Source organism: Streptomyces sp. BA2 (assembly GCF_009769735.1).
Classification (GTDB): Bacteria; Actinomycetota; Actinomycetes; order Streptomycetales; family Streptomycetaceae; genus Streptomyces.
On record NZ_WSRO01000002.1, the window covers coordinates 4,083,545 to 4,102,267 of the forward strand.

General features: G+C 71.2%; 11 protein-coding genes. 5 read left to right on the forward strand and 6 right to left on the reverse strand.

Annotated features, from left to right (window positions below; all coding sequences use genetic code 11):
- Nucleotides 1-43: 43 nt before the first annotated feature.
- The 3 genes from mfd to E5671_RS20975 form a co-directional block, all read right to left on the reverse strand.
- A complete protein-coding gene (mfd, locus tag E5671_RS20965; protein ID WP_160505494.1) occupies nucleotides 44-3,574 on the reverse strand; it encodes a transcription-repair coupling factor in 3,531 nt (1,176 codons plus the stop codon).
- Between the two features lie 349 nt (nucleotides 3,575-3,923).
- Nucleotides 3,924-6,509 carry an ABC transporter permease gene (locus tag E5671_RS20970; RefSeq protein WP_160505495.1) on the reverse strand — a complete coding sequence of 862 codons (2,586 nt, stop codon included), beginning with the start codon at nucleotides 6,507-6,509 and terminating at the stop codon, nucleotides 3,924-3,926.
- Entirely contained in the window at nucleotides 6,506-7,294 is a 789-nt protein-coding gene (locus E5671_RS20975) for an ATP-binding cassette domain-containing protein (RefSeq protein WP_160505496.1), read from the reverse strand. The genes E5671_RS20970 and E5671_RS20975 overlap by 4 nt, the downstream gene beginning before the upstream one ends.
- 435 nt (nucleotides 7,295-7,729) lie before the next feature.
- Here E5671_RS20975 and E5671_RS20980 point away from each other — a divergent pair, with 435 nt between their 5' ends.
- The 3 genes from E5671_RS20980 (at nucleotide 7,730) to E5671_RS20990 (ending at nucleotide 11,597) form a co-directional block, all read left to right on the forward strand.
- On the forward strand, nucleotides 7,730-9,328 hold the full coding sequence (locus E5671_RS20980; protein ID WP_160505497.1) for an MFS transporter: 1,599 nt from the start codon (nucleotides 7,730-7,732) through the stop codon (nucleotides 9,326-9,328).
- 122 nt (nucleotides 9,329-9,450) lie between these two features.
- On the forward strand, nucleotides 9,451-9,957 hold the full coding sequence (locus E5671_RS20985) for a DUF485 domain-containing protein (RefSeq protein WP_160505498.1): 507 nt from the start codon (nucleotides 9,451-9,453) through the stop codon (nucleotides 9,955-9,957).
- Nucleotides 9,954-11,597: a sodium/solute symporter gene (locus E5671_RS20990; RefSeq protein ID WP_237330207.1), complete on the forward strand. Its 1,644-nt coding sequence runs from the start codon at nucleotides 9,954-9,956 to the stop codon at nucleotides 11,595-11,597. Before E5671_RS20985 ends, E5671_RS20990 begins: the two co-directional genes overlap by 4 nt.
- A gap of 56 nt (nucleotides 11,598-11,653) precedes the next feature.
- Here the strand turns inward: E5671_RS20990 and E5671_RS20995 are convergent, their stop codons facing one another.
- The 3 genes from E5671_RS20995 to E5671_RS21005 all read right to left on the reverse strand — a co-directional run bounded on the left by E5671_RS20995 (nucleotide 11,654) and on the right by E5671_RS21005 (nucleotide 16,727).
- Nucleotides 11,654-12,538, reverse strand: coding sequence for a cellulose-binding protein (locus E5671_RS20995; RefSeq protein WP_160505499.1), 885 nt, complete (start codon nucleotides 12,536-12,538; stop codon nucleotides 11,654-11,656).
- 441 nt (nucleotides 12,539-12,979) lie between these two features.
- The gene (locus tag E5671_RS21000) at nucleotides 12,980-15,733 is read right to left on the reverse strand and encodes an SUKH-4 family immunity protein (protein ID WP_160505500.1); all 2,754 of its coding nucleotides are present in this window, start codon (nucleotides 15,731-15,733) and stop codon (nucleotides 12,980-12,982) included.
- Between the two features lie 7 nt (nucleotides 15,734-15,740).
- Nucleotides 15,741-16,727 (reverse strand): SMI1/KNR4 family protein, encoded by a 987-nt coding sequence (locus E5671_RS21005; protein WP_160505501.1) that lies wholly within the window; start codon nucleotides 16,725-16,727, stop codon nucleotides 15,741-15,743.
- A gap of 315 nt (nucleotides 16,728-17,042) precedes the next feature.
- On the opposite strand from E5671_RS21005, the gene E5671_RS21010 reads away from it, so the two are divergent.
- Nucleotides 17,043-17,600, forward strand: coding sequence for a YwqJ-related putative deaminase (locus E5671_RS21010; RefSeq protein WP_160505502.1), 558 nt, complete (start codon nucleotides 17,043-17,045; stop codon nucleotides 17,598-17,600).
- A 49-nt stretch (nucleotides 17,601-17,649) separates the two neighbouring features.
- Nucleotides 17,650-18,171: an SUKH-3 domain-containing protein gene (locus E5671_RS21015; RefSeq protein ID WP_160505503.1), complete on the forward strand. Its 522-nt coding sequence runs from the start codon at nucleotides 17,650-17,652 to the stop codon at nucleotides 18,169-18,171.
- Nucleotides 18,172-18,723: the final 552 nt, after the last annotated feature.

Consider the following 18,723-nt stretch of genomic DNA (forward strand, 5'->3'; position numbering starts at 1 on the left):
GCGCAGTTCCCCGCGCCCCTTACGGGGCGCGGGGAACTGCGTCCTACGACCCCACGATCGTCGTCAGGAACTCCCCGACCCAGCCAAGGAGTTCACGCCCGATCAACGGCTTTCCGCCGACCTTGGCGGTCTTCGGGCGCGGCACCAGGAGCTGGTGGGCGTTCTCCTTGATGACCGTGCCAGGGTAGAGCCGCTTGAGCCTCAGCTCCTGCGACTCCCGCAGCTCCACCGGGGCGAACCGGATGTTGTTGCCCTGGAGCACGATCTCGCCGACCGAGCACGCGCGGGCCAGCATGCGCAGGCCCGCCACCAGGAGGAGGTTCTCCACGGGCTCGGGCAACTTGCCGTAGCGGTCGGTGAGTTCCTCCCGCACCGCCTTGATGTCCTGCTCGCTGCTCGCCGATGCGATCGAGCGGTAGGCGGCGAGGCGCAGGCGCTCGCCGGGGGCGTAGTCGTGCGGAACGTGTGCGTCGACCGGCAGTTCGACCTTGACCTCCAGCGGCGGCTCCTCCTCCACGCCGCCCTCAAGGGACGCGCGGTAGTCGGCCACCGCCTCGCCCACCATGCGTACGTAGAGGTCGAAGCCGACGCCCGCGATGTGTCCCGACTGTTCGCCGCCCAGGAGGTTGCCCGCGCCGCGGATCTCCAGGTCCTTCATCGCCACGTACATGCCCGCGCCCATCTCCGTGTGCTGGGCGATGGTGGCGAGGCGCTCGTGGGCGGTCTCGGTCAGCGGCTTCTCCGGCGGGTAGAGGAAGTAGGCGTAGCCGCGCTCGCGGCCTCGGCCCACGCGCCCGCGCAGCTGGTGGAGCTGGGAGAGGCCGAAGTTGTCGCCGCGCTCGACGATCAGCGTGTTGGCGTTGGAGATGTCGATGCCCGATTCGACGATCGTCGTCGAGACGAGCACGTCGAACTTCTTCTCCCAGAAGTCCACCACCACTTGTTCCAGGGCCTGTTCGGACATCTGGCCGTGGGCGGTGGCGATGCGCGCCTCGGGGACGATGTCCCGCAGGCGGGCCGCCGCGCGGTCGATGGACTCGACACGGTTGTGGATGTAGAAGACCTGGCCCTCGCGCAGCAGTTCGCGGCGGATGGCCGCGCCGATCTGCTTCTCCTCGTACGGGCCGACGAAGGTCAGGACCGGGTGGCGCTCCTCGGGCGGCGTGGTGATGGTCGACATCTCGCGGATGCCGGTCACGGCCATTTCGAGCGTACGCGGGATGGGGGTGGCCGACATGGTGAGCACATCCACGTTGGCCCGGAGCTTCTTCAGCTGCTCCTTGTGCTCGACGCCGAAGCGCTGCTCCTCGTCGACGATGACCAGGCCGAGGTCCTTGAACTTCGTCTCGGAGGAGAAGAGGCGGTGCGTGCCGATGACGATGTCGACCGAGCCGTCGTGCAGGCCCTCCAGGGTCGACTTGGACTCCGTCTCCGTCTGGAAGCGCGACAACGCCCGCACTTTGACGGGGAATTGGGAGTAGCGCTCGCCGAACGTACCGAAGTGCTGCTGCACGAGCAGCGTCGTCGGGACGAGGACCGCGACCTGTTTGCCGTCCTGGACCGCCTTGAAGGCCGCGCGGACCGCGATCTCCGTCTTGCCGTAGCCGACGTCGCCACAGATCAGGCGGTCCATCGGGACCGTCTTCTCCATGTCGTCCTTCACCTCGGCGATGGTGGTGAGCTGGTCGGGCGTCTCCACGTACGGGAAGGCGTCCTCCAGCTCACGCTGCCAGGGCGTGTCGGGGGCGAAGGAGTGGCCGGGGGCCGCCATGCGCGCCGAGTACAGCTTGATGAGGTCGGCGGCGATCTCCTTGACCGCCTTCTTCGCGCGCGCCTTCGTCTTCGTCCAGTCGGCGCCGCCCAGGCGGTGCAGCGTGGGGGCCTCGCCGCCGACGTACTTGGTGATCTGCTCCAGCTGGTCGGTGGGGATGTAGAGCCGGTCGCCCGGCTGGCCGCGCTTGGCGGGGGCGTACTCCACGACCAGGTACTCGCGGGTGGCGCCCTGGACCGTGCGCTGCACCATCTCGATGTAGCGGCCGACGCCGTGCTGCTCGTGGACGATGTAGTCGCCGGCCTCCAGGGTCAGCGGGTCGATCGTCTTCCTGCGGCGGGCGGGCATCCGCTGGCCGTCCTTGCCGGCCGCCTTCTGGCCTGACAGGTCGGTCTCGGTGAGCACGGCGAGCTTGAGCGCGGGGTCGACGAAGCCGAAGTCGATCGAGCCGCAGGAGACGTGCACGAGCGAGGGCGTCAGCTCGCTGAGCTCCCCGTCCAGGCGGGCCGCGATGCCCTCGCCGCCCAGGACCTCGACGGTGCGGGCGGCGGGGCCGTGGCCCTCCGTCACATAGACGGTGCGCCAGCCGTCGGCGAGCCAGCCCTTGGTGTCGGCGAGGGCCTTCGCGGTGTCGCCGCGGTAGGTCTCGGTGGCGTGCATGCCGAGCTTGAGGGTGTCCTGGCCCAGGTCCTCGTCCGCCGCGAAGGGCGACACGGACCACCACATCATCCCCAGGTCACGGGCATGATCACGGACGTCGGCGATGCCCCACAGGGAGGCCGCTCCCACGTCGATGGGCGCGTCGCCGCCACCGGCGGTCGCGGCCCAGCTGGCCTGGAGGAACTCCTGCGAGGTGGCCACCAGGTCGGCGGCGCGGGTGCGTACGCGCTCGGGATCGCAGACCACGGCCATGGAGTCCTGCGGCAGGACGTCGAGCAGCAGCTCCATGTCGTCGACCAGGACCGGCGCGAGGGACTCCATGCCCTCGACGGCGATGCCCTCGGCGATCTTGCCGAGCAGTTCGCCCAGCTCGGGGTGGGCCTCGGCGAGGGCGGCGGCTCTCTCCCGCACCTGGTCCGTGAGGAGCAGCTCGCGGCAGGGCGGGGCCCACAGGCCGTGGGCGGCGACTTCCAGGGAGCGCTGGTCGGCGACCTTGAAGTAGCGGATCTCCTCGACGTCGTCGCCCCAGAACTCGACGCGGAGGGGATGTTCCTCGGTCGGTGGGAAAACATCCAGGATGCCGCCGCGCACGGCGAACTCGCCACGCTTCTCCACCAGCTCCACACGGGAGTACGCGGCTGCCGCGAGGGCCTCCACGGTCTCGTTCAGGTCCGTGCTCTCGCCGGTGCGCAGGGCGACGGGCTCCAGGTCGCCCAGGCCCTTGACCTGGGGCTGGAGCACCGAGCGCACGGGGGCGACGATGACGGAGACGCGGCCCGTCTCGGGGTCGTCGGGGCGGGGGTGCGCGAGGCGGCGCAGGACGGCGAGGCGGCGGCCGACGGTGTCGGAGCGGGGCGAGAGGCGCTCGTGCGGGAGCGTCTCCCAGGAGGGGTACTCGACGACGCCGTCCGGCGGAATGATCGTGCGCAGGGCGGCCGCGAGGTCCTCGGCCTCGCGTCCGGTCGCCGTCACGGCGAGGACGGTGCGGTTCGTCTCGCGGGCGAGGGCGGCGACCGCGAAGGGGCGAGCGGCGGGCGGGCCGACCAGGTCGACGTGCATGCGGTTGCCGTCGCCTGCGGCCTTGACCGCTTCGGCGAGGGCCGCGTCCTTGACGACGGCGTCGAGGAGTCCGTGCAGGCTCATGAAGGGGAATCCCGTCCGAGGTCCGAGGGGTGGGCAACGCGAACCGCCCGACACGAGTGACGGGCCGGGGGGCCTCCAGCGTACGACTCACGGCGGAGAGCCGCTGGCCGTCCAGGGGCTCCGCCCCAGGCGGGCGCTCTCGACGGGCTGAATCCGACCGAGCACGCCGGACGGGTCGGGGGTGCCCAGAGTACGTCGCCGACGCTCTCGTTACCCGATCGAGCGACTGACGGTACGCCTCCGCACCTTGAGGGCCGGACAATGGCTCGGCTCCGGTGGAATTCCACCAGAGCCGAGCCATTCCCCTGCGCCCCCCAGCGGGAGCGCCCCCGCACCCCCGTAGCGGGAGCTATTCGGTAGCGATCGCGTTCAGGACGTTCATCCGGCCCGCCCTGAAGGCGGGGACGAGCGCCGCGAACAGGCCCACGAAGGCCGAGCCGATGAAGACCGTGATGATCGTCGGCCAGGGGATCTCCAGGACCTTCAGGCCCTCCAGGGCCAGGAGCTGCTGGGCCGTCGCACCCCAGCCCATGCCCAGGCCGAGGCCGAGCAGCGCGCCGAAGAGGGCGATGACCACCGACTCCATGCGGATCATGCGGCGCAGCTGGCGGCGCGAGAGGCCGATCGCCCGCATCAGGCCGATCTCACGGGTCCGCTCGACCACAGAGAGGGCGAGGGTGTTCACCACGCCCAGGATCGCGACGATGATCGCGAGACCGAGCAGGCCGTAGACCATGTTCAGCATCTGGCCGACCTGGTCCTTCAGCGTCTGCTTGAAGTCGGTCTGGTCCATGACCTTGTACTGCGGGTAGTCGGACATGGCCGCCTTCAGCGACGTGTACGCCGCGTCCTGCTGGCCCTTCTCCGCCTTGGCGAACATGATCTCGTTCGGCGGCATCCGGTCGGCGGGCACGTACTTCGCGGCGGTCGAGATGTTCACGTACATCGCGCCGGAGTCGATCGTGGCCTCGCTCGACGTGATGGCCCGGACCGTGATCTCGCCCGTCCTGCCGTGGTCGAAGGCGAGCTTCACCTTGTCGCCGACGCTCAGGCCGTGGTCCTTGGCGAAGTCATCGCCGACCGACATGGAGTCCGGCTTGTAGGCGTCGGCGAGCTTGCCGGCGACGGTCTCGCTGCGCAGGTCCTCGGCGTACGTCGCGTCGGCGGCGCTCAGGCCCACGCCCTTGGCGGTCTTGCCGTTCGGGGCGGTCAGGTCGGCCTTGACGTCCTTGTACTGGGTGATGTGGGCGATGTGGTCGGCCTTCTCCAGGGACTTCGCGGCCTTCGGGGTGATCGCCTGGCCGTTGTCGGACTGGATGATGAAGTCCGCGCCGACCGACTTGTCGAGCTCGTCCGTGGCCGATGCGACCATCGAGGAGCCGACCACCGAGAGGCAGGCGACCAGGGCGAGGCCGATCATCAGGGCCGCGCCCGTGGCGCCGGTGCGGCGCGGGTTGCGCAGGGCGTTGCGCTCGGCCATGCGCCCCACAGGGCCGAACCACCGCAGCAGTACGGCGCTGATGACGCGGACCACGCCGTTGGCGAGGACCGGGCCGATGACGACGAAGCCGATCAGGGTGAGGACCACGCCACCGCCGAGGAAGAGCGAGCCCTCGCTCGCCTTGTCCGCCTGGGACGCGGTGTAGAGGCCGAAGCCGCCCGCACCGGTGAGGACCAGGCCGATGACCGCGCGCAGGGCGCTCGCCTTGCCGTCGGCCGGTGTTCCCGCGTCGCGCAGGGCGGCCATCGGGGAGACCTTGGCGGCGCGCCGGGCGGGGAGGTAGGCGGCGAGGACGGTGACGACGATGCCGAGAACCATGCCCACCACGGGAGTTGTCCACTTGACCGTGAGGTCCTGCGTGGACAGTTCCATGCCCATGCCGGACATCAGCTGCATCAGGCCGACGGCGAGCCCGACGCCCGCGCCGACACCGAGGACCGAGCCGATGACGCCGAGCAGCAGCGCCTCGACGAGCACGGAGCGGTTGACCTGCTTTCGGCTCGATCCGATGGCCCGCATCAGGCCGATCTCGCGGGTGCGCTGGGCGACCAGCATCGAGAAGGTGTTGATGATGAGGAAGATGCCGACGAGGAAGGCGATCCCGGCGAAGCCGAGCATCGCGTACTTCATCACGTCGAGGAAGCCACTGACGCTCTTGCGGCTGTCGTCCGACGTCTCCTGCTGGGTCTTGACCTTGTACGCGGCGGCGTCCGCGCCCATGGACTCGCCGACGTTCCGCTTGAGGACCGCGTCACTGACGCCCTGCTCGGCGGCCACGTTGACATGCGTGAACTTGCCGGTGGCGCCGAGGAGTTCGCGCTGCGCCGTCGCGGTGTCGAAGTAGACGATCGCGGCACCGGGGTTGGTCACCTTGAAGGTGGCTATGCCGGAGATCTTGGCGGTGTGGTCGCCGGAGACGGCGATGGTGCGCAGCTCGTCGCCGATCTTGAGGTGGTGCTTGTCGGCGGTGTCGGCGTCGACCATCACGTCGGTGGGTCCGCGCGGGGCGTGCCCGGAGGTGATGTCCATCGAACGCAGGTCGTTGTGCGTCCAGTTGCCCGCGATGGTGGGGCCACCGCCGGTCGGACCCACGTTCTTCTTCTCGGAGTTGACGACGGTGACGGCGGTGCTGCTGACCGCGCCCTCCGCGGACTTCGCGCCCTCAGCCTTCTTCGCCTGGTCGACGACCGAGGCGGGGATCGACTCGGGCCTGCCGCTGTCGGGCGTCTCGCCCGTGTCCTCGGCGTTCTTGTTGGTGACGGTGACGTCGGCGGACGTCGCGGCGAAGAGCTTGTCGAACGTCGTGTTCATCGTGTCGGAGAAGACGAGCGTGCCGCAGACGAACGCCACCGACAGGACCACGGCCACGGCGGAGAGCGCCATACGGCCCTTGTGCGCGAAGAAGTTGCGCATCGAGGTCTTGAGGACGGTCATGACGTACGCCCCCGCGCGTCGAAGTCCTTCATGCGGTCGAGGACGGAATCCGCGGTCGGCGCGTACATCTCGTCGACGATCCGGCCGTCCGCGAGATAGAGCACCCGGTCCGCGTACGAGGCCGCCACCGGGTCGTGCGTGACCATCACGATGGTCTGGCCGAGCTCGGTCACCGACTTGCGCAGGAAGCCCAACACCTCAGCCCCCGCACGGGAGTCGAGGTTTCCGGTCGGCTCGTCACCGAAGATGATCTCCGGGCGCGCGGCAAGGGCGCGGGCCACGGCGACGCGCTGCTGCTGGCCGCCGGAGAGCTCGGTCGGGCGGTGCTTGAGGCGGCCCGCGAGACCGACGGTCTCCACGACCTGGTCCAGCCAGGCGCGGTCGGGCTTGCGGCCCGCGATGTCCATCGGGAGCGTGATGTTCTCGATGGCGTTGAGCGTGGGCAGGAGGTTGAACGCCTGGAAGATGAAGCCGATCCGGTCCCGGCGCAGCTGCGTGAGCTTCTTGTCCTTCAGGCCGGTGATCTCGGTCTCGTCGAGGTAGATCTGCCCGGAGGACACGGTGTCCAGGCCCGCGAGGCAGTGCATCAGGGTCGACTTGCCCGAGCCGGAGGGACCCATGATCGCGGTGAACTGCCCGCGGGCGATGTCCACGTCGATCTCGTCGAGCGCCACGACCCGGGTCTCCCCCGATCCGTACGCCTTCACGACCTGGCGCGCCCGTGCCACCACGGCCGTACGCCCTCCAGTGCCCCCGTGCCTGGGAATGGTTACAGCCGATGTCACGGTAAGTCTCCTAAGTCGGTTACGCGGTAGATCAGGTGTGCTCAGGTGTGTTCGCTACGCATAAAGAGTCTGGTCGTCCGACGGCCCCTGCGCGCTGGTGCCCAGCGCAGTCTTTTGCTGGGGAAAACCCCACCCCCGAAGGTGTGGCTGGTCCGACCCGAGGCGCTCCCCCGGTCCGTTCCGAAGTGCTCCCCTGCCCGCCCCGTCGGCATAAAGCCAATCTAAGAAGCCGCCGGGGCCTTCTCGTCCTCCAGCAGTACGAACGCTCCCCGGTCCGTAGTACGGAGGTTCCCCTAGGGGATCTCCACCCGCCGGTGGAGTCGTTCTCGGGGTTGCTCCACCCTCCTGCCGAGCGGACACCGGCCCACCTGCCGGGATCTGTCCACCCCTGCCCCCGCGGCCCACCCGGGTGAGAAGGTGGCCGGAAGCAATTAGATGCAGGGGGAAGGAATCTTGGTGGGCGGCATACCTTCGGCCACGCACGACACACGGCGGCGCGGCCCCGTCGTAGCCGCCCTCATGCTCGCCATGGCGCTCGCCGCCCTGGACTCCACGATCGTCTCGACGGCCATCCCGCAGATCGTCGGCGACCTCGGCGGCTTCTCCGTCTTCTCCTGGCTCTTCTCCGGCTATCTGCTCGCCGTCACCGTCACCCTGCCCATCTACGGCAAGCTCTCCGACACCTTCGGCCGCAAGCCCGTCCTCATCGCGGGCAGCATCCTCTTCCTGATCGGCTCGGCCCTGTGCGCCGTGGCCTGGAACATGGGCGCGCTCATCGCCTTCCGCGTCGTCCAGGGCCTGGGCGGCGGCGCGCTCCAGGGGACGGTGCAGACACTCGCCGCCGACCTCTACCCCCTCAAGGAACGCCCGAAGATCCAGGCGAAGTTGTCCACCGTGTGGGCCGCGTCGGCGATCGCGGGCCCCGCGCTCGGCGGCCTGATCGCCGCGTACGCCGACTGGCGCTGGATCTTCCTGATCAACCTGCCCATCGGGGCGGTGGCCCTCTGGCTGATCGTGCGCCACCTCCACGAACCGGAGCGCGAGGAAGCCACCCGCGGGCGCACCGACTGGGCGGGCGCGTTCGCGGTCTTCGCCTGCGGCGGCGTACTGCTCACCGCGCTCGTGCAGGGCGGCGTCGCCTGGGGCTGGATCTCCGCGCCGTCGCTCGCGCTGTTCGCGGGCGGGCTGCTGCTCGCCGGGGCCGTCGTGGTCATCGAGCGGCGCGCCGCGGAGCCGATCATCCCCGGCTGGGTCTGGCGCAGGCGCACCATCGCCGCGGTCAACCTCGCCCTGGGCGCGCTCGGCCTCCTGATGGTCGCGCCCACCGTCTTCCTGCCGACGTACGCCCAGTCCGTGCTCGGCCTCGCGCCGATCGCCGCCGGGTTCGTGCTCTCCGTGATGACCCTGAGCTGGCCGGTCTCCGCCGCCCTGAGCCAGCACGTCTACCGCAGGCTCGGCTTTCGCGACACGGCGCTCATCGGCATCGGCGGTGCCGCCCTCTTCCTCTTCGCGTTCCCCCTCCTGCCCTACCCGGGGCAGGCCTGGCAGCCGGCGCTGATCATGCTGCTTCTCGGCGCGGCACTCGGTCTCTTCCAACTGCCGCTGATCGTCGGGGTGCAGTCCACCGTCGGCTGGTCGGAGCGCGGCACGGCCACCGCGTCCATCCTCTTCTGCCGCCAGATAGGCCAGACCCTGGGCGCGGCGCTCTTCGGCGCGATCGCCAACTCCGTCCTCACCTCGCGCCTCGGCGGCGCGGGCTCGCTGGACTCGGTGGCCCACGCGCTTGAGGACCCCGGCGCGGTCGCCGACCCCGAACGACTGCGGCGCGCGGTCGACTCGGCGGTCGACACGGTGTACGTGGGGGCGGGGTGCGCGGCGGTTGTCGCACTCCTCGTTCTGGTGTTCCTGGCCCCTCGGCGCTTTCCGGTAATCGGGGCGGAGACCCCGGAGAACGGGGAGGTGGGAGCCCTGGAGAGCGGGGCGAAGACCGAACTTGCCCCGCGTGAAGGCCGTACGAACAGACCGGCCGAATAGACCGACCAACCAGTATGCGCAAAACCCTTCGCGGCCGCGCTACTTACCAGTAGCGTGCTCGATCCTCACCTCTCGCTCCCTGCGGTCCCGCACCGGACCGACGCCGCGCAAGGAGAACCGGGATGTCCCACCCTCACCAGCCCCACCACCCCGACCGCTCCCAGCACCCCCCACACTCCCAGCACTCCCAGCACTCCCAGCACTCCCAGCACCCCCAGCACCCCCAACACGCTTACCGTCCCCACGACTCCTCCCCCTCCTACCCCACCTACCCCTGGCAGCCCGTCGCGCCCCCGCCTCCCCCACCGCCCCCAAGACTCCCCCGCCACCCCGCACTCGGCCGCCACAGCGACCTGCGCCGTCTGCGCAGCGCCTACCGCTGGCAGCGCCGCGTCGCCACCCTCACGGCCCTCGGCTACTTCACGCTCTTCCTGATCCTGTCCGCCTTCGCGCCGTCCCTGATGACGGACACGGTCTCCGGCGGCCTCTCCACCGGCCTGCTGCTCGGCCTGTGCCAGGTGCCCGTCACCCTGCTCGCCATAGCGCTGTACGAGTTCACAGCCCGCCGCAGGGTCGACCCCATGGCCGAACGGCTGCGCAAACTGGCGGAGTTGGAGGCCAAGCGATGAGCCCGGACATCCCGCCGATGAGCCCCGGCATCACCCTGGCCGCCGACTCGGCACAGGCCATGTCCCTGGTGGCGTTCACCGCCGTCGTCACCCTGACGCTGCTCCTGTGCGTGATGACGGGCCCCGACCGCGACAACCTCGGCGAGTTCTACACCGGCTACGGCGCCCTCTCGCCCATGCGCAACGGCCTGGCCATCGCGGGGGACTACATCTCGGCGGCGACCGTGCTCGGCACCGGCGGAATCATCGCGCTCCTCGGGTACGACGGTGTCGTCCTCGCCCTGAGTACGGCCCTGTCCCTGATGCTGCTGATGTTCCTGCTCGCCGAACCCCTGCGCAACGCGGGCCAGTTCACCATGGGCGACGTACTGGCACGCAGGATGCCCGGCCGCGCCGTACGCATCACCGCGTGCGCGGCGACACTGGCCGCGCTCATCCCCCTCATGCTGGTGCAGCTGGCGGGCGCGGGCGACCTCCTCTCCTTCATCCTCGGGTTCTCCGGCGAGGGCGTGAAGACAGGATGCGTCGTCGCACTCGGCGCTCTCATGATCAGCTACGCGGCGATCGGCGGCATGAAAGGCACCGCCCTCATCCAGATCCTGAAGATCGTGATGCTGCTCGGCTCCGGAGTGGTCATCGCCGCCCTGATCCTGCGCCGCTTCGACTGGGACTTCGGCGCGCTCCTCGCCGCCGCCGAGAAGGGCAGCGGGCTCGGCCCGGCCTTCCTCCAGTCCGGGCTACAGTTCTCGGGAGGACCCAACCCCCGTCTGGACATGATCAGTTCGGAACTCACGGTCGTACTGGGCGGCGCGTGCCTCCCCCACGTCACGATGCGCATGTATACGGCGCGCAGCGCACCCGAGATACGCCGCTCGATGTCCTGGGCGGTGTCATCGGTGGCGCTCTTCGTCCTCATCATCGCGATCGTCGGCTTCGGCGCGACGGCGATGATCGGACGGGCGGCGATCGCGAAGGCGGACCCGCAGGGCAACACGGCCTATCTCCTGGGCTCCAAGGCGGTGTTCGGCGCGAACGCCTCGACGTTCGAGACCCTCATCTTCACGACGGTCACCACGGCGATCTTCCTGACGCTGCTCGCGTCCGTGGCGGGGATGATCCTCGCCTGCGCCAACTCCCTCGCACACGACGTCTTCGCGCACCTGCACCTCCGCAAGGAGCTGACCCCGCGCCGCGAGATGACACTGGCCCGTGTGTCGGCGCTGGCCATAGGGGGCTTGGCGATCGCCCTGGCGGTCATGGTTCAGCACCACAACCTGCAGCCGCTGGTCACCCTCTCCTTCTGCCTGGGCGCGTCGGCCCTGGCCCCGGCGCTCGTCTACAGCCTCTTCTGGCGCCGCTACACCCGCAGGGGCCTCCTGTGGACCCTGATCGGCGGCACCCTCGGCTCCATCATCCTCATGACGGGCACCAACCTGGTCTCGGGCGCTCCCACTTCGGCGTTCCCGAACCACGACTTCAACTGGTTCCCCTTCACCACCACAGGCCTGGCCTCGATCCCCCTCGGCTTCCTCCTGGGCTGGCTCGGCACGGTGTCATCGGGCCCGAGGGAGTCGGAGGAACAGCGCAGACGGTACGAGGCGGTGGAGGGCTGGATTCTGGCGGGAGCGACGAAGAGGTAACCGACGCGGGGCAAACGGGTGGGTGGGCGGGAAAAAATCCGCCGCGAAGCGGCGGCCTAGGACACCCGCCCAGTAAGCGCAGCGAGACTGCTCCGCACATGCTCCATGTGCGCCCGCACCTCGTCCCACTCCTCCCCGTGCTCCCGCAGCATCCGCTCGGTCTCCCGGGCGATCCCTTCCTCCCGAACCCCCGCGGCAGCGACCAGCTCCGCACCCCGCGCCTCCGCGTCCTCCTGCCCGTGCCGTGCGGACTCCTCCGCCTCGGCAAAGGCACGCTTGGCCTCGGACAGACCGGCCTCGGCGGCGGCCACGAGCGAAGCCTCGTGAGCCTCCGCCTCGGCCTCCCGCAGGGCGATCTCCCGCTCGGCGGCCTCCCAGCGCTCGGCGTGCTCCTTCTCCTGCTCCTCCAGGAGCGCCGCACTGCGCTGCCGCATCTCCCGCAGCGCGGCGAGTGCCTCGCCCCGCCACTCCTTCACGTCACGGCGGGCCGCGATCCGCGACTCGTCCGCGGTCGCACGGCAGGCGAGCAGCCGCTGCCGGGCGCGCTCATCGGCCTCGCCGAGGATCTCGTCGGCGTACGCACGGGCGGCGTCACGGACCTCACGCGCCTGCGCCTCGGCCGCCTCCGTCGTGCGCCGCGCGTCGGCCTCGGCCGACTCCCGTACGGCCGCGGCCTCCGCCTCGCCGAGGGCGAGGATGTTCCGCGCGCGCTCGCTCAGCGTCTCGTACGTCTGAGGGGCGAGCCGCGCGACCACGTCCCGCAGCCGTTCCGCCTCCGCCTCCATCTCCTTGGCGAGGACGGTGAGCCGGGCGGCACGTTCCCACGCGCCGTCGCGGTCCTGGGAAAGATCGAGGGCGTACGCGTCCACCTGCTCGGGACGGTAGCCACGTCCGCGCACGGAGACGAAGCCGTGCTCCGACGCCGTAGAACCGCTGCTCATCCTTGAATCCCTCCTCCGACACACCACGCGCGTATTACGCGATTGGCGCACATCTTGATGGATCAAGCGGAAGCGCTCATAACGCGACACTCCGCGCATCTCATCCGCTCAAGGATGCGCTATTCCTGCCGGAAGTCGGAAACAGGGGAGCCGCTCCTCCGCAGCGGGGCGCGCATGGCCTCGATGACCGCACCAAGCCCGCCGCTTCGCGGCGGATGTCTCCCGCCCACCCACCCGATTACCCCGGGGTGCTCGGGTGGGTGGGCGGGAAAGATCCGCCGCGAAGCGGCGGCACAGGGAAGGCACCCACGGTGGCACAAGAACGCACCCGCCGGCGGCACAGGAGCAAACCCGCGGCGACACAGGAACGCACAAGGCGCCCGACCGCCGCGCAGGGGGTCGAGCGCCTTGAGTGCCTACGTCGCCCCGGCAGGGGCGGACTCAGAGCAATCCGTCCCACATCTGCTCAAGGAGCACCGACCACCAGCTCTCCGGCGAAGCCAACGCCGCAGGATCCAGCGCGGCCAGCTGCCCCTGGAAGTCGACCGTCCAGCGGCCCGCCTGCTCCTGGTTCAACCCATACCGCAGTCGCCACATGCGGCCAAGCAGCGCGAGGCAGCGCGCGAACTCCGGCAGGCCCGTGTTCACGAACTGCGGCGGCACCGAAGCCCCGCCGGGACCCGCCTCCACGGGCACGGCCACGATGTTCGCCGTGCCGTACTGGACGCAGATCGCGCGGCCGAAGTCACTGCCCATGACGAGGTACGAACCGGCGTCCGACGCCGGCTGCACCCCACGCTCCTGCGCCGTCTCGGCAAGCGTCGGCACCGGACGGCCCGGCTGGGCCTGCGCCCAGAAGAACGGACCGAAGTCGACGGGCAGGCCCGCCACGACGAGCGTGTGCGCCACGAGATCGGGCACGCCCTGCCGGGAAACCGCCCGCTGGTCGAAGCGGAAGATGCCGGGCCCGAAAGCGCCCACCAGCTCCTGCGCCACATCCTCCGGCGGAATCGGCGGCGCGGGCTGCACCTGCGGCAGCGGCGCGCGCACCGGCGCGGGACGCGCGGGACCGTCCGCGACCTGGTGCAACTCGGCCTGGTGCGCGATGAGCTGCTGCATGCCGCCCTGCCGGGACCCGTGGTCCCTGCCGTACGGGGCGATGCTCGTGATCCGTGCCTGCGGCCACGTCTCACGGATCATGCGGGCGCAGTACGCGCCGGGCAGCTCGCAGGACTCCAGCTCCGTGTGGAGTTCGAGCACCTGCTGCGGCGGCACGTTCATGCCGCGCAGCTCGTGCAGGATCTGCCACTCCGGGTGCGGCGTACCGGGCGCCGAGCGGCGGATGAGCTGCTGCTCGGAGCCGTCCTGCGCGCGGTAGCGGAGTACGGCCTGGTAGCCGGGGCCGACGGTCGGCTGCCCTGTGGGCGGCTGCGGATAGCCGTAGGGCTGGCCGGGAGCGGGCTGCCCCGGCGCGGGCGGCGGCATGCCGGGAGCACCCGGAGCGCCCGGAGCCTGCGGCGGCATGGGCGCGCCGGGACCACCGACCGCGGGCCCGGCCAGCATGGTCGCGGCGTGGTGGACGCCACCGCCGGGAGCACCGGGAGTGCCGGGAGCCCCAGGAGGCTGCGGCGCACCAACACCCGGAGCACCAGGAGCACCAGGAGCGCCGGGCGGACCGGGAGGCTGCGGGGCACCAGGAGCACCCGGAGCGCCCGGCGGCTTGATCCCGCCAGGCCCACCAAGGCTCGGGTCCGCCAGCATCGTCGCCGCATGGTGCACACCACCGGGAGGCGTACCCGGAGCACCGGGCGGACCGGGAGGCTGCGGCGCACCCGGCGCACCCGGCGGCTTGATCCCGCCAGGCCCACCAAGGCTCGGGTCCGCCAGCATCGTCGCCGCGTGGTGGACACCGCCGCCGGGAGGCGGGGTGCCGGGAGCGTTCGGCGCACCGGGAGGCTGCGGGGCGTTCGGAGCCGCGGGCGGCTGAGGTCCCTCGGGGCCGAGCGCCGATACGAGCTGCGTCGGGACGTAACCGCCCGCCGGGGTGCCCGGAGCACCGGGGCCGGACGGCGGCGGCGTACTGCCCTGCGGCACACCGGGAGTCCCCGGGGCGCTGGGCGGCGGCGGCGTACTCGCACCGCTGCCACGCGCACCGCGCGGCGGCCCCTGCGCCTTGCTGGTCGCGGCGTCGGCGATGTCCCCGGCGCCGGGCGGCACCGCGCCGGGAGCGGAACCCTGCGGATAGCCGTACGTGGACGGGGCCGGAGCGCTCACGCCCGGAGGCGGCGGCATGTTCACCGCGGCGCCGGCGGGCGGCGGGGGCAGGTTCGGCCCGGGAGCGGCCGGGGGCTGCGCACCGGGAGCACCGGAAGCACCGGCGCCCGGAGGCGGCGGCAGGTTCGGGCCGTCGAGCGCGGGCGCCACCGTCGTCGACGGAAGGCCGCTGCCGCCGTGCATCAGCGCGGTCTTGGCCTCCGGCGCCACACCGGGCGGCGGAGTGTCGTCATCGTCACCGCCGACCAGCGGCGGCGCGAACACCGTCGCGGGCGCAGGCACCGAACGGTCGTCGCCGGACTCCGCGTTGGTGTCCGTACCGGCCCACGGCGTGTCCCCGGCAGGCGCACTCGACGCCCCGGCCGCGGGCCACGGCGTACCGCCACCGGGCGCTTCGGGGGCGGCGGACGCGGCAGGAGCCACAGGCGCGGCGGGAGCAACAGGCGCGGCAGGCGCCGACGGCACCGACGACGCATCCGACCCGGCGGACGCACCCGCAGCCGCAGCCGCCCCCGCACCCGCGGACTCCGCCCTGCGATCCGGGATACCCAGCTTGTCCGCCGCCTCCTGGAGCCACTCCGGAGGGCTCAACAGGAACGACGTCTGATTCAGGTCCACCCGCTCCGGCGGAGCCGGCGCCGCGTCCTCCGGCGCCGCATCCAGGGCGCCGTACTCCTCCTCGTACCGGCGGATCACCTCACCGACCGGAAGACCCGGCCAGAGCGTGGCGTCGCCGCTGTCCCGCGCGATGACGAGCCGCTGACGGCCGCCGTCGGACACCGGGCCGTTCTCACGGTCCTCCGCCCACACGACGAAACCGAGCTCGAACTCCCGTACCCGCACCTCACGATGCTGGTATCCGGGCACATCGCCGTTGATCCACTCCTCGGCGCGCTCCTGCGCCTGCGCGAAGGTCACCATCGCCAAGTCACTCCCCCACCGGGACGGCGCGCGCGAAGCCGCCGTCCACCATCAGGTTCGCCACGGTCTCCAACTCCGGCGGATTCCCCGCGAGTCGGGACAAGAAAGCGTCGAAGTCGTCACCGCACGGAAGCAGCAGCCGCTGCACCCGCTCGGCGGGCTGCCAGGCGGCCGTTTCCGAGACGTCCCGTGCGTCGTCGTACGCGCAGAACCACACCGAACCGATCAGATCGCCCTTGACCTTCACGGCGAGAATGCCGCCCTGCACGAAGCCAACTGCCAGGTAGTCCTTGGTGAGATGGTCGCGCAGGCACTTGTTCACGTACACCAGGTCGTTGACCGCGGCCTCGTCCCGCACCGTGAAGAACGGCTGGTCGATCAGGAGACCGAGCTCCGCGTCAAGGGCCGTGCCGACCGGCGCGCAGCCGCCCGCCGCCTTCAGGAAGGAACGGTAGGCACCGGGCAGCCGGTAACCCAGCTCCTCCTCGGCGCCGAGAACCTCCTGCTCGCTCACCGCGACCGCCGACTTCGGCAGCGCGAGATGCGCCGGGCGGGTCTCCTGGAGCGGGCGCGTGCCCCTCTTGTTCTGGTCCACCGGCGTCGTGGCGAGCCCGCCGTGATGACGCAGGAGCGCCTTCACCTCCACCGGGACCAGCTCAAGACGCCTGCCGCCCGGCACGTGGTGCCAGGTCCAGCCGTGCGGGGTCGCCACCGGCGGGATCGTGTCCCACAACTCATGGTCCGCCGCGGCCATCGCCGCGTTCGCGGAGACATAGTCCGTCAGGCGCAGCTCGTCGACGCCGAAACCCTCCGGGGGCTCGGCGATCTCAGCGGCCGCACGCGCGTAGGCCGAGAAGTCCGGATAGCCGTGCTCGTCCACGCGCACACCTCTGGGATGGCGCGTGGCCCGGACCGGATCCGGGAAGTGCACGACCTGCCCGGCGTAGGCCGCGTTCGGCGGTGCGGCCTGCTGCCCCAGCCGACCTGTCGTCATGGCGGTTGCCCCCTGCGGCACTGTTAATGGTTCTGCGGATCGCTGTGCGTCAATGTCGCTTGCGCGGATTTGCGTACTTCGTCCTGCGTTCCGCGGTCTGCGGATGTCGACAGCCTATGCGTAAGGACGACACCGGTCACCGGGCCTCCGGTTCCATGACCAGCAGCCACCGGACCGTCACCGTGCGACGAAAGCCAGGCGTGTCGCGGCGCCCCAGCTTCCGCACCACCCGCCCCATTTGGCAGGCTGTCCCCGCAACGCGGGGGCGTGGCACACGCGGTCACAACCGCGAGTTGCGGGGAGGGAAGCACCACCATGCACACGGCACAGACCAGTACGGCCGGCCGCACGACAGGCACGACGGCACCCACGGCGACCGCCGAGAACCCCGCCGACGCGGGAGATCCACGCGTCGGCTGGAGCAACACGTCCGCGCACGCGCCCACACTGCGCCAGCGCCGCGACGGCATACTCCCCACCGTCGCCGCCGCACTCTCCGTCCGCGGCGCGACCCTCACCTGCACCGCGGGCCGCGGTGAAGAACCTCCCGCTCTGCACCCACTCGTACAGGACTTCCTCGACACCCTCACAAGCGGCCAGCGCGAACGCTTCACCGGGCGGTGCGCCGAAGCCATCCTCATCTCGCGCCACCTCACGGCAGCCGACGGCAGCCGCTCCAAACGCGCGGCACGAAAACCGATGACCAACGGCGAGGCCCGCAAGGCCCTCAAGCACGCCAAGCTCACCACCCGCCGCATCCGCGAGGACGGCGACCCCCTGCACGGCGGCTTCGCCCGCCCCTGCCGCTCCTGCACCGCCCTCACAGCGCACTTCGGCGTACGGATCGTGGAACCCGCCACACCGGAATCCTGATCCCCACCACCGAGCCGCGAACCGCGAACCGCAACGAGGGCAGCCGCACATGCACACGGACCAGCACACCGAGAACCCCACCCAGCCGACCGCCGCGTCCCCCCGCTTCCCCGTCCCCGTCGACGCCGCCCTGCGCGCGGCCGGCTGGACCCCAGGACGCTGGGACATAAAGCAGGCCGAGATCTGGGCCGACGTCCTGCGCCGCCACACCTCACCCGCGGGGCACCGGCACGCCGTCTTCCCCGCCGCCGTCGAGGCATGGGCCGAGTTCGGCGGACTGCACATCACCCCGCAGGGCCCCGGCCGCCACATAGCGCCCGCCACCGTCCACCTCGACCCCCTCTACGGCCTCCACCTGGCCCGCACCCTCGGCGACCTCGGCCGCGCCCTCGACACCGAGGTCTGCCCCATAGGAGAGGAGACGGAGACCCAGGCCCTCCTGGCCATCGACGCGGAAGGCCGCGTCTACAGCCTCGACCACAGCGGCGACTGGTACCTGGGCTCCCACATCGACGAGGCCCTGGCCACCCTGGCCTCAGGAACGCAGCCGGAACGACTGAAGGCAGGCTGAGCCCACCGCCCCGGGCGCGGGCGCGCGGGGGCTGCGACATCCGCCGCCTCCGCCGCGCGGGCGAGGCACGAGCCAGCGACACCTGCCCCACCGCCCGCGCAGGCAAAGCACGGACCTACGACATCCGCCCCACCGCCGCTCAGGCAAGGCACGGGCCAGCGACATCTGCCCCACCGCCGCTCAGGCAAAGCACGGGCCAGCGACATCTGCCCCACCGCCGCGCAGGCGAAACGCGGGGCCGCGACATCCGCCCCACCGCCGCCCGGGCGAGGCACGAGCCAGCGACACCTGCCCCACCGCCGCTCAGGCAAAGCACGGACCTGCGACATCCGCCCCACCGCCGCCCGGGCAAAGCACGAGCCAGCGACACCTGCCCCACCGCCCGCGCAGGCAAAACACGGACCTACGACACCCGCCCCACCGCCGCGCAGGCAAAACACGGACCTACGACATCCGCCCCACCGCCGCCCGGGCAAAGCACGAGCCAGCGACACCTGCCCCACCGCCCGCGCAGGCAAAGCACGGACCAGCGACATCCGCCCCACCGCCGCG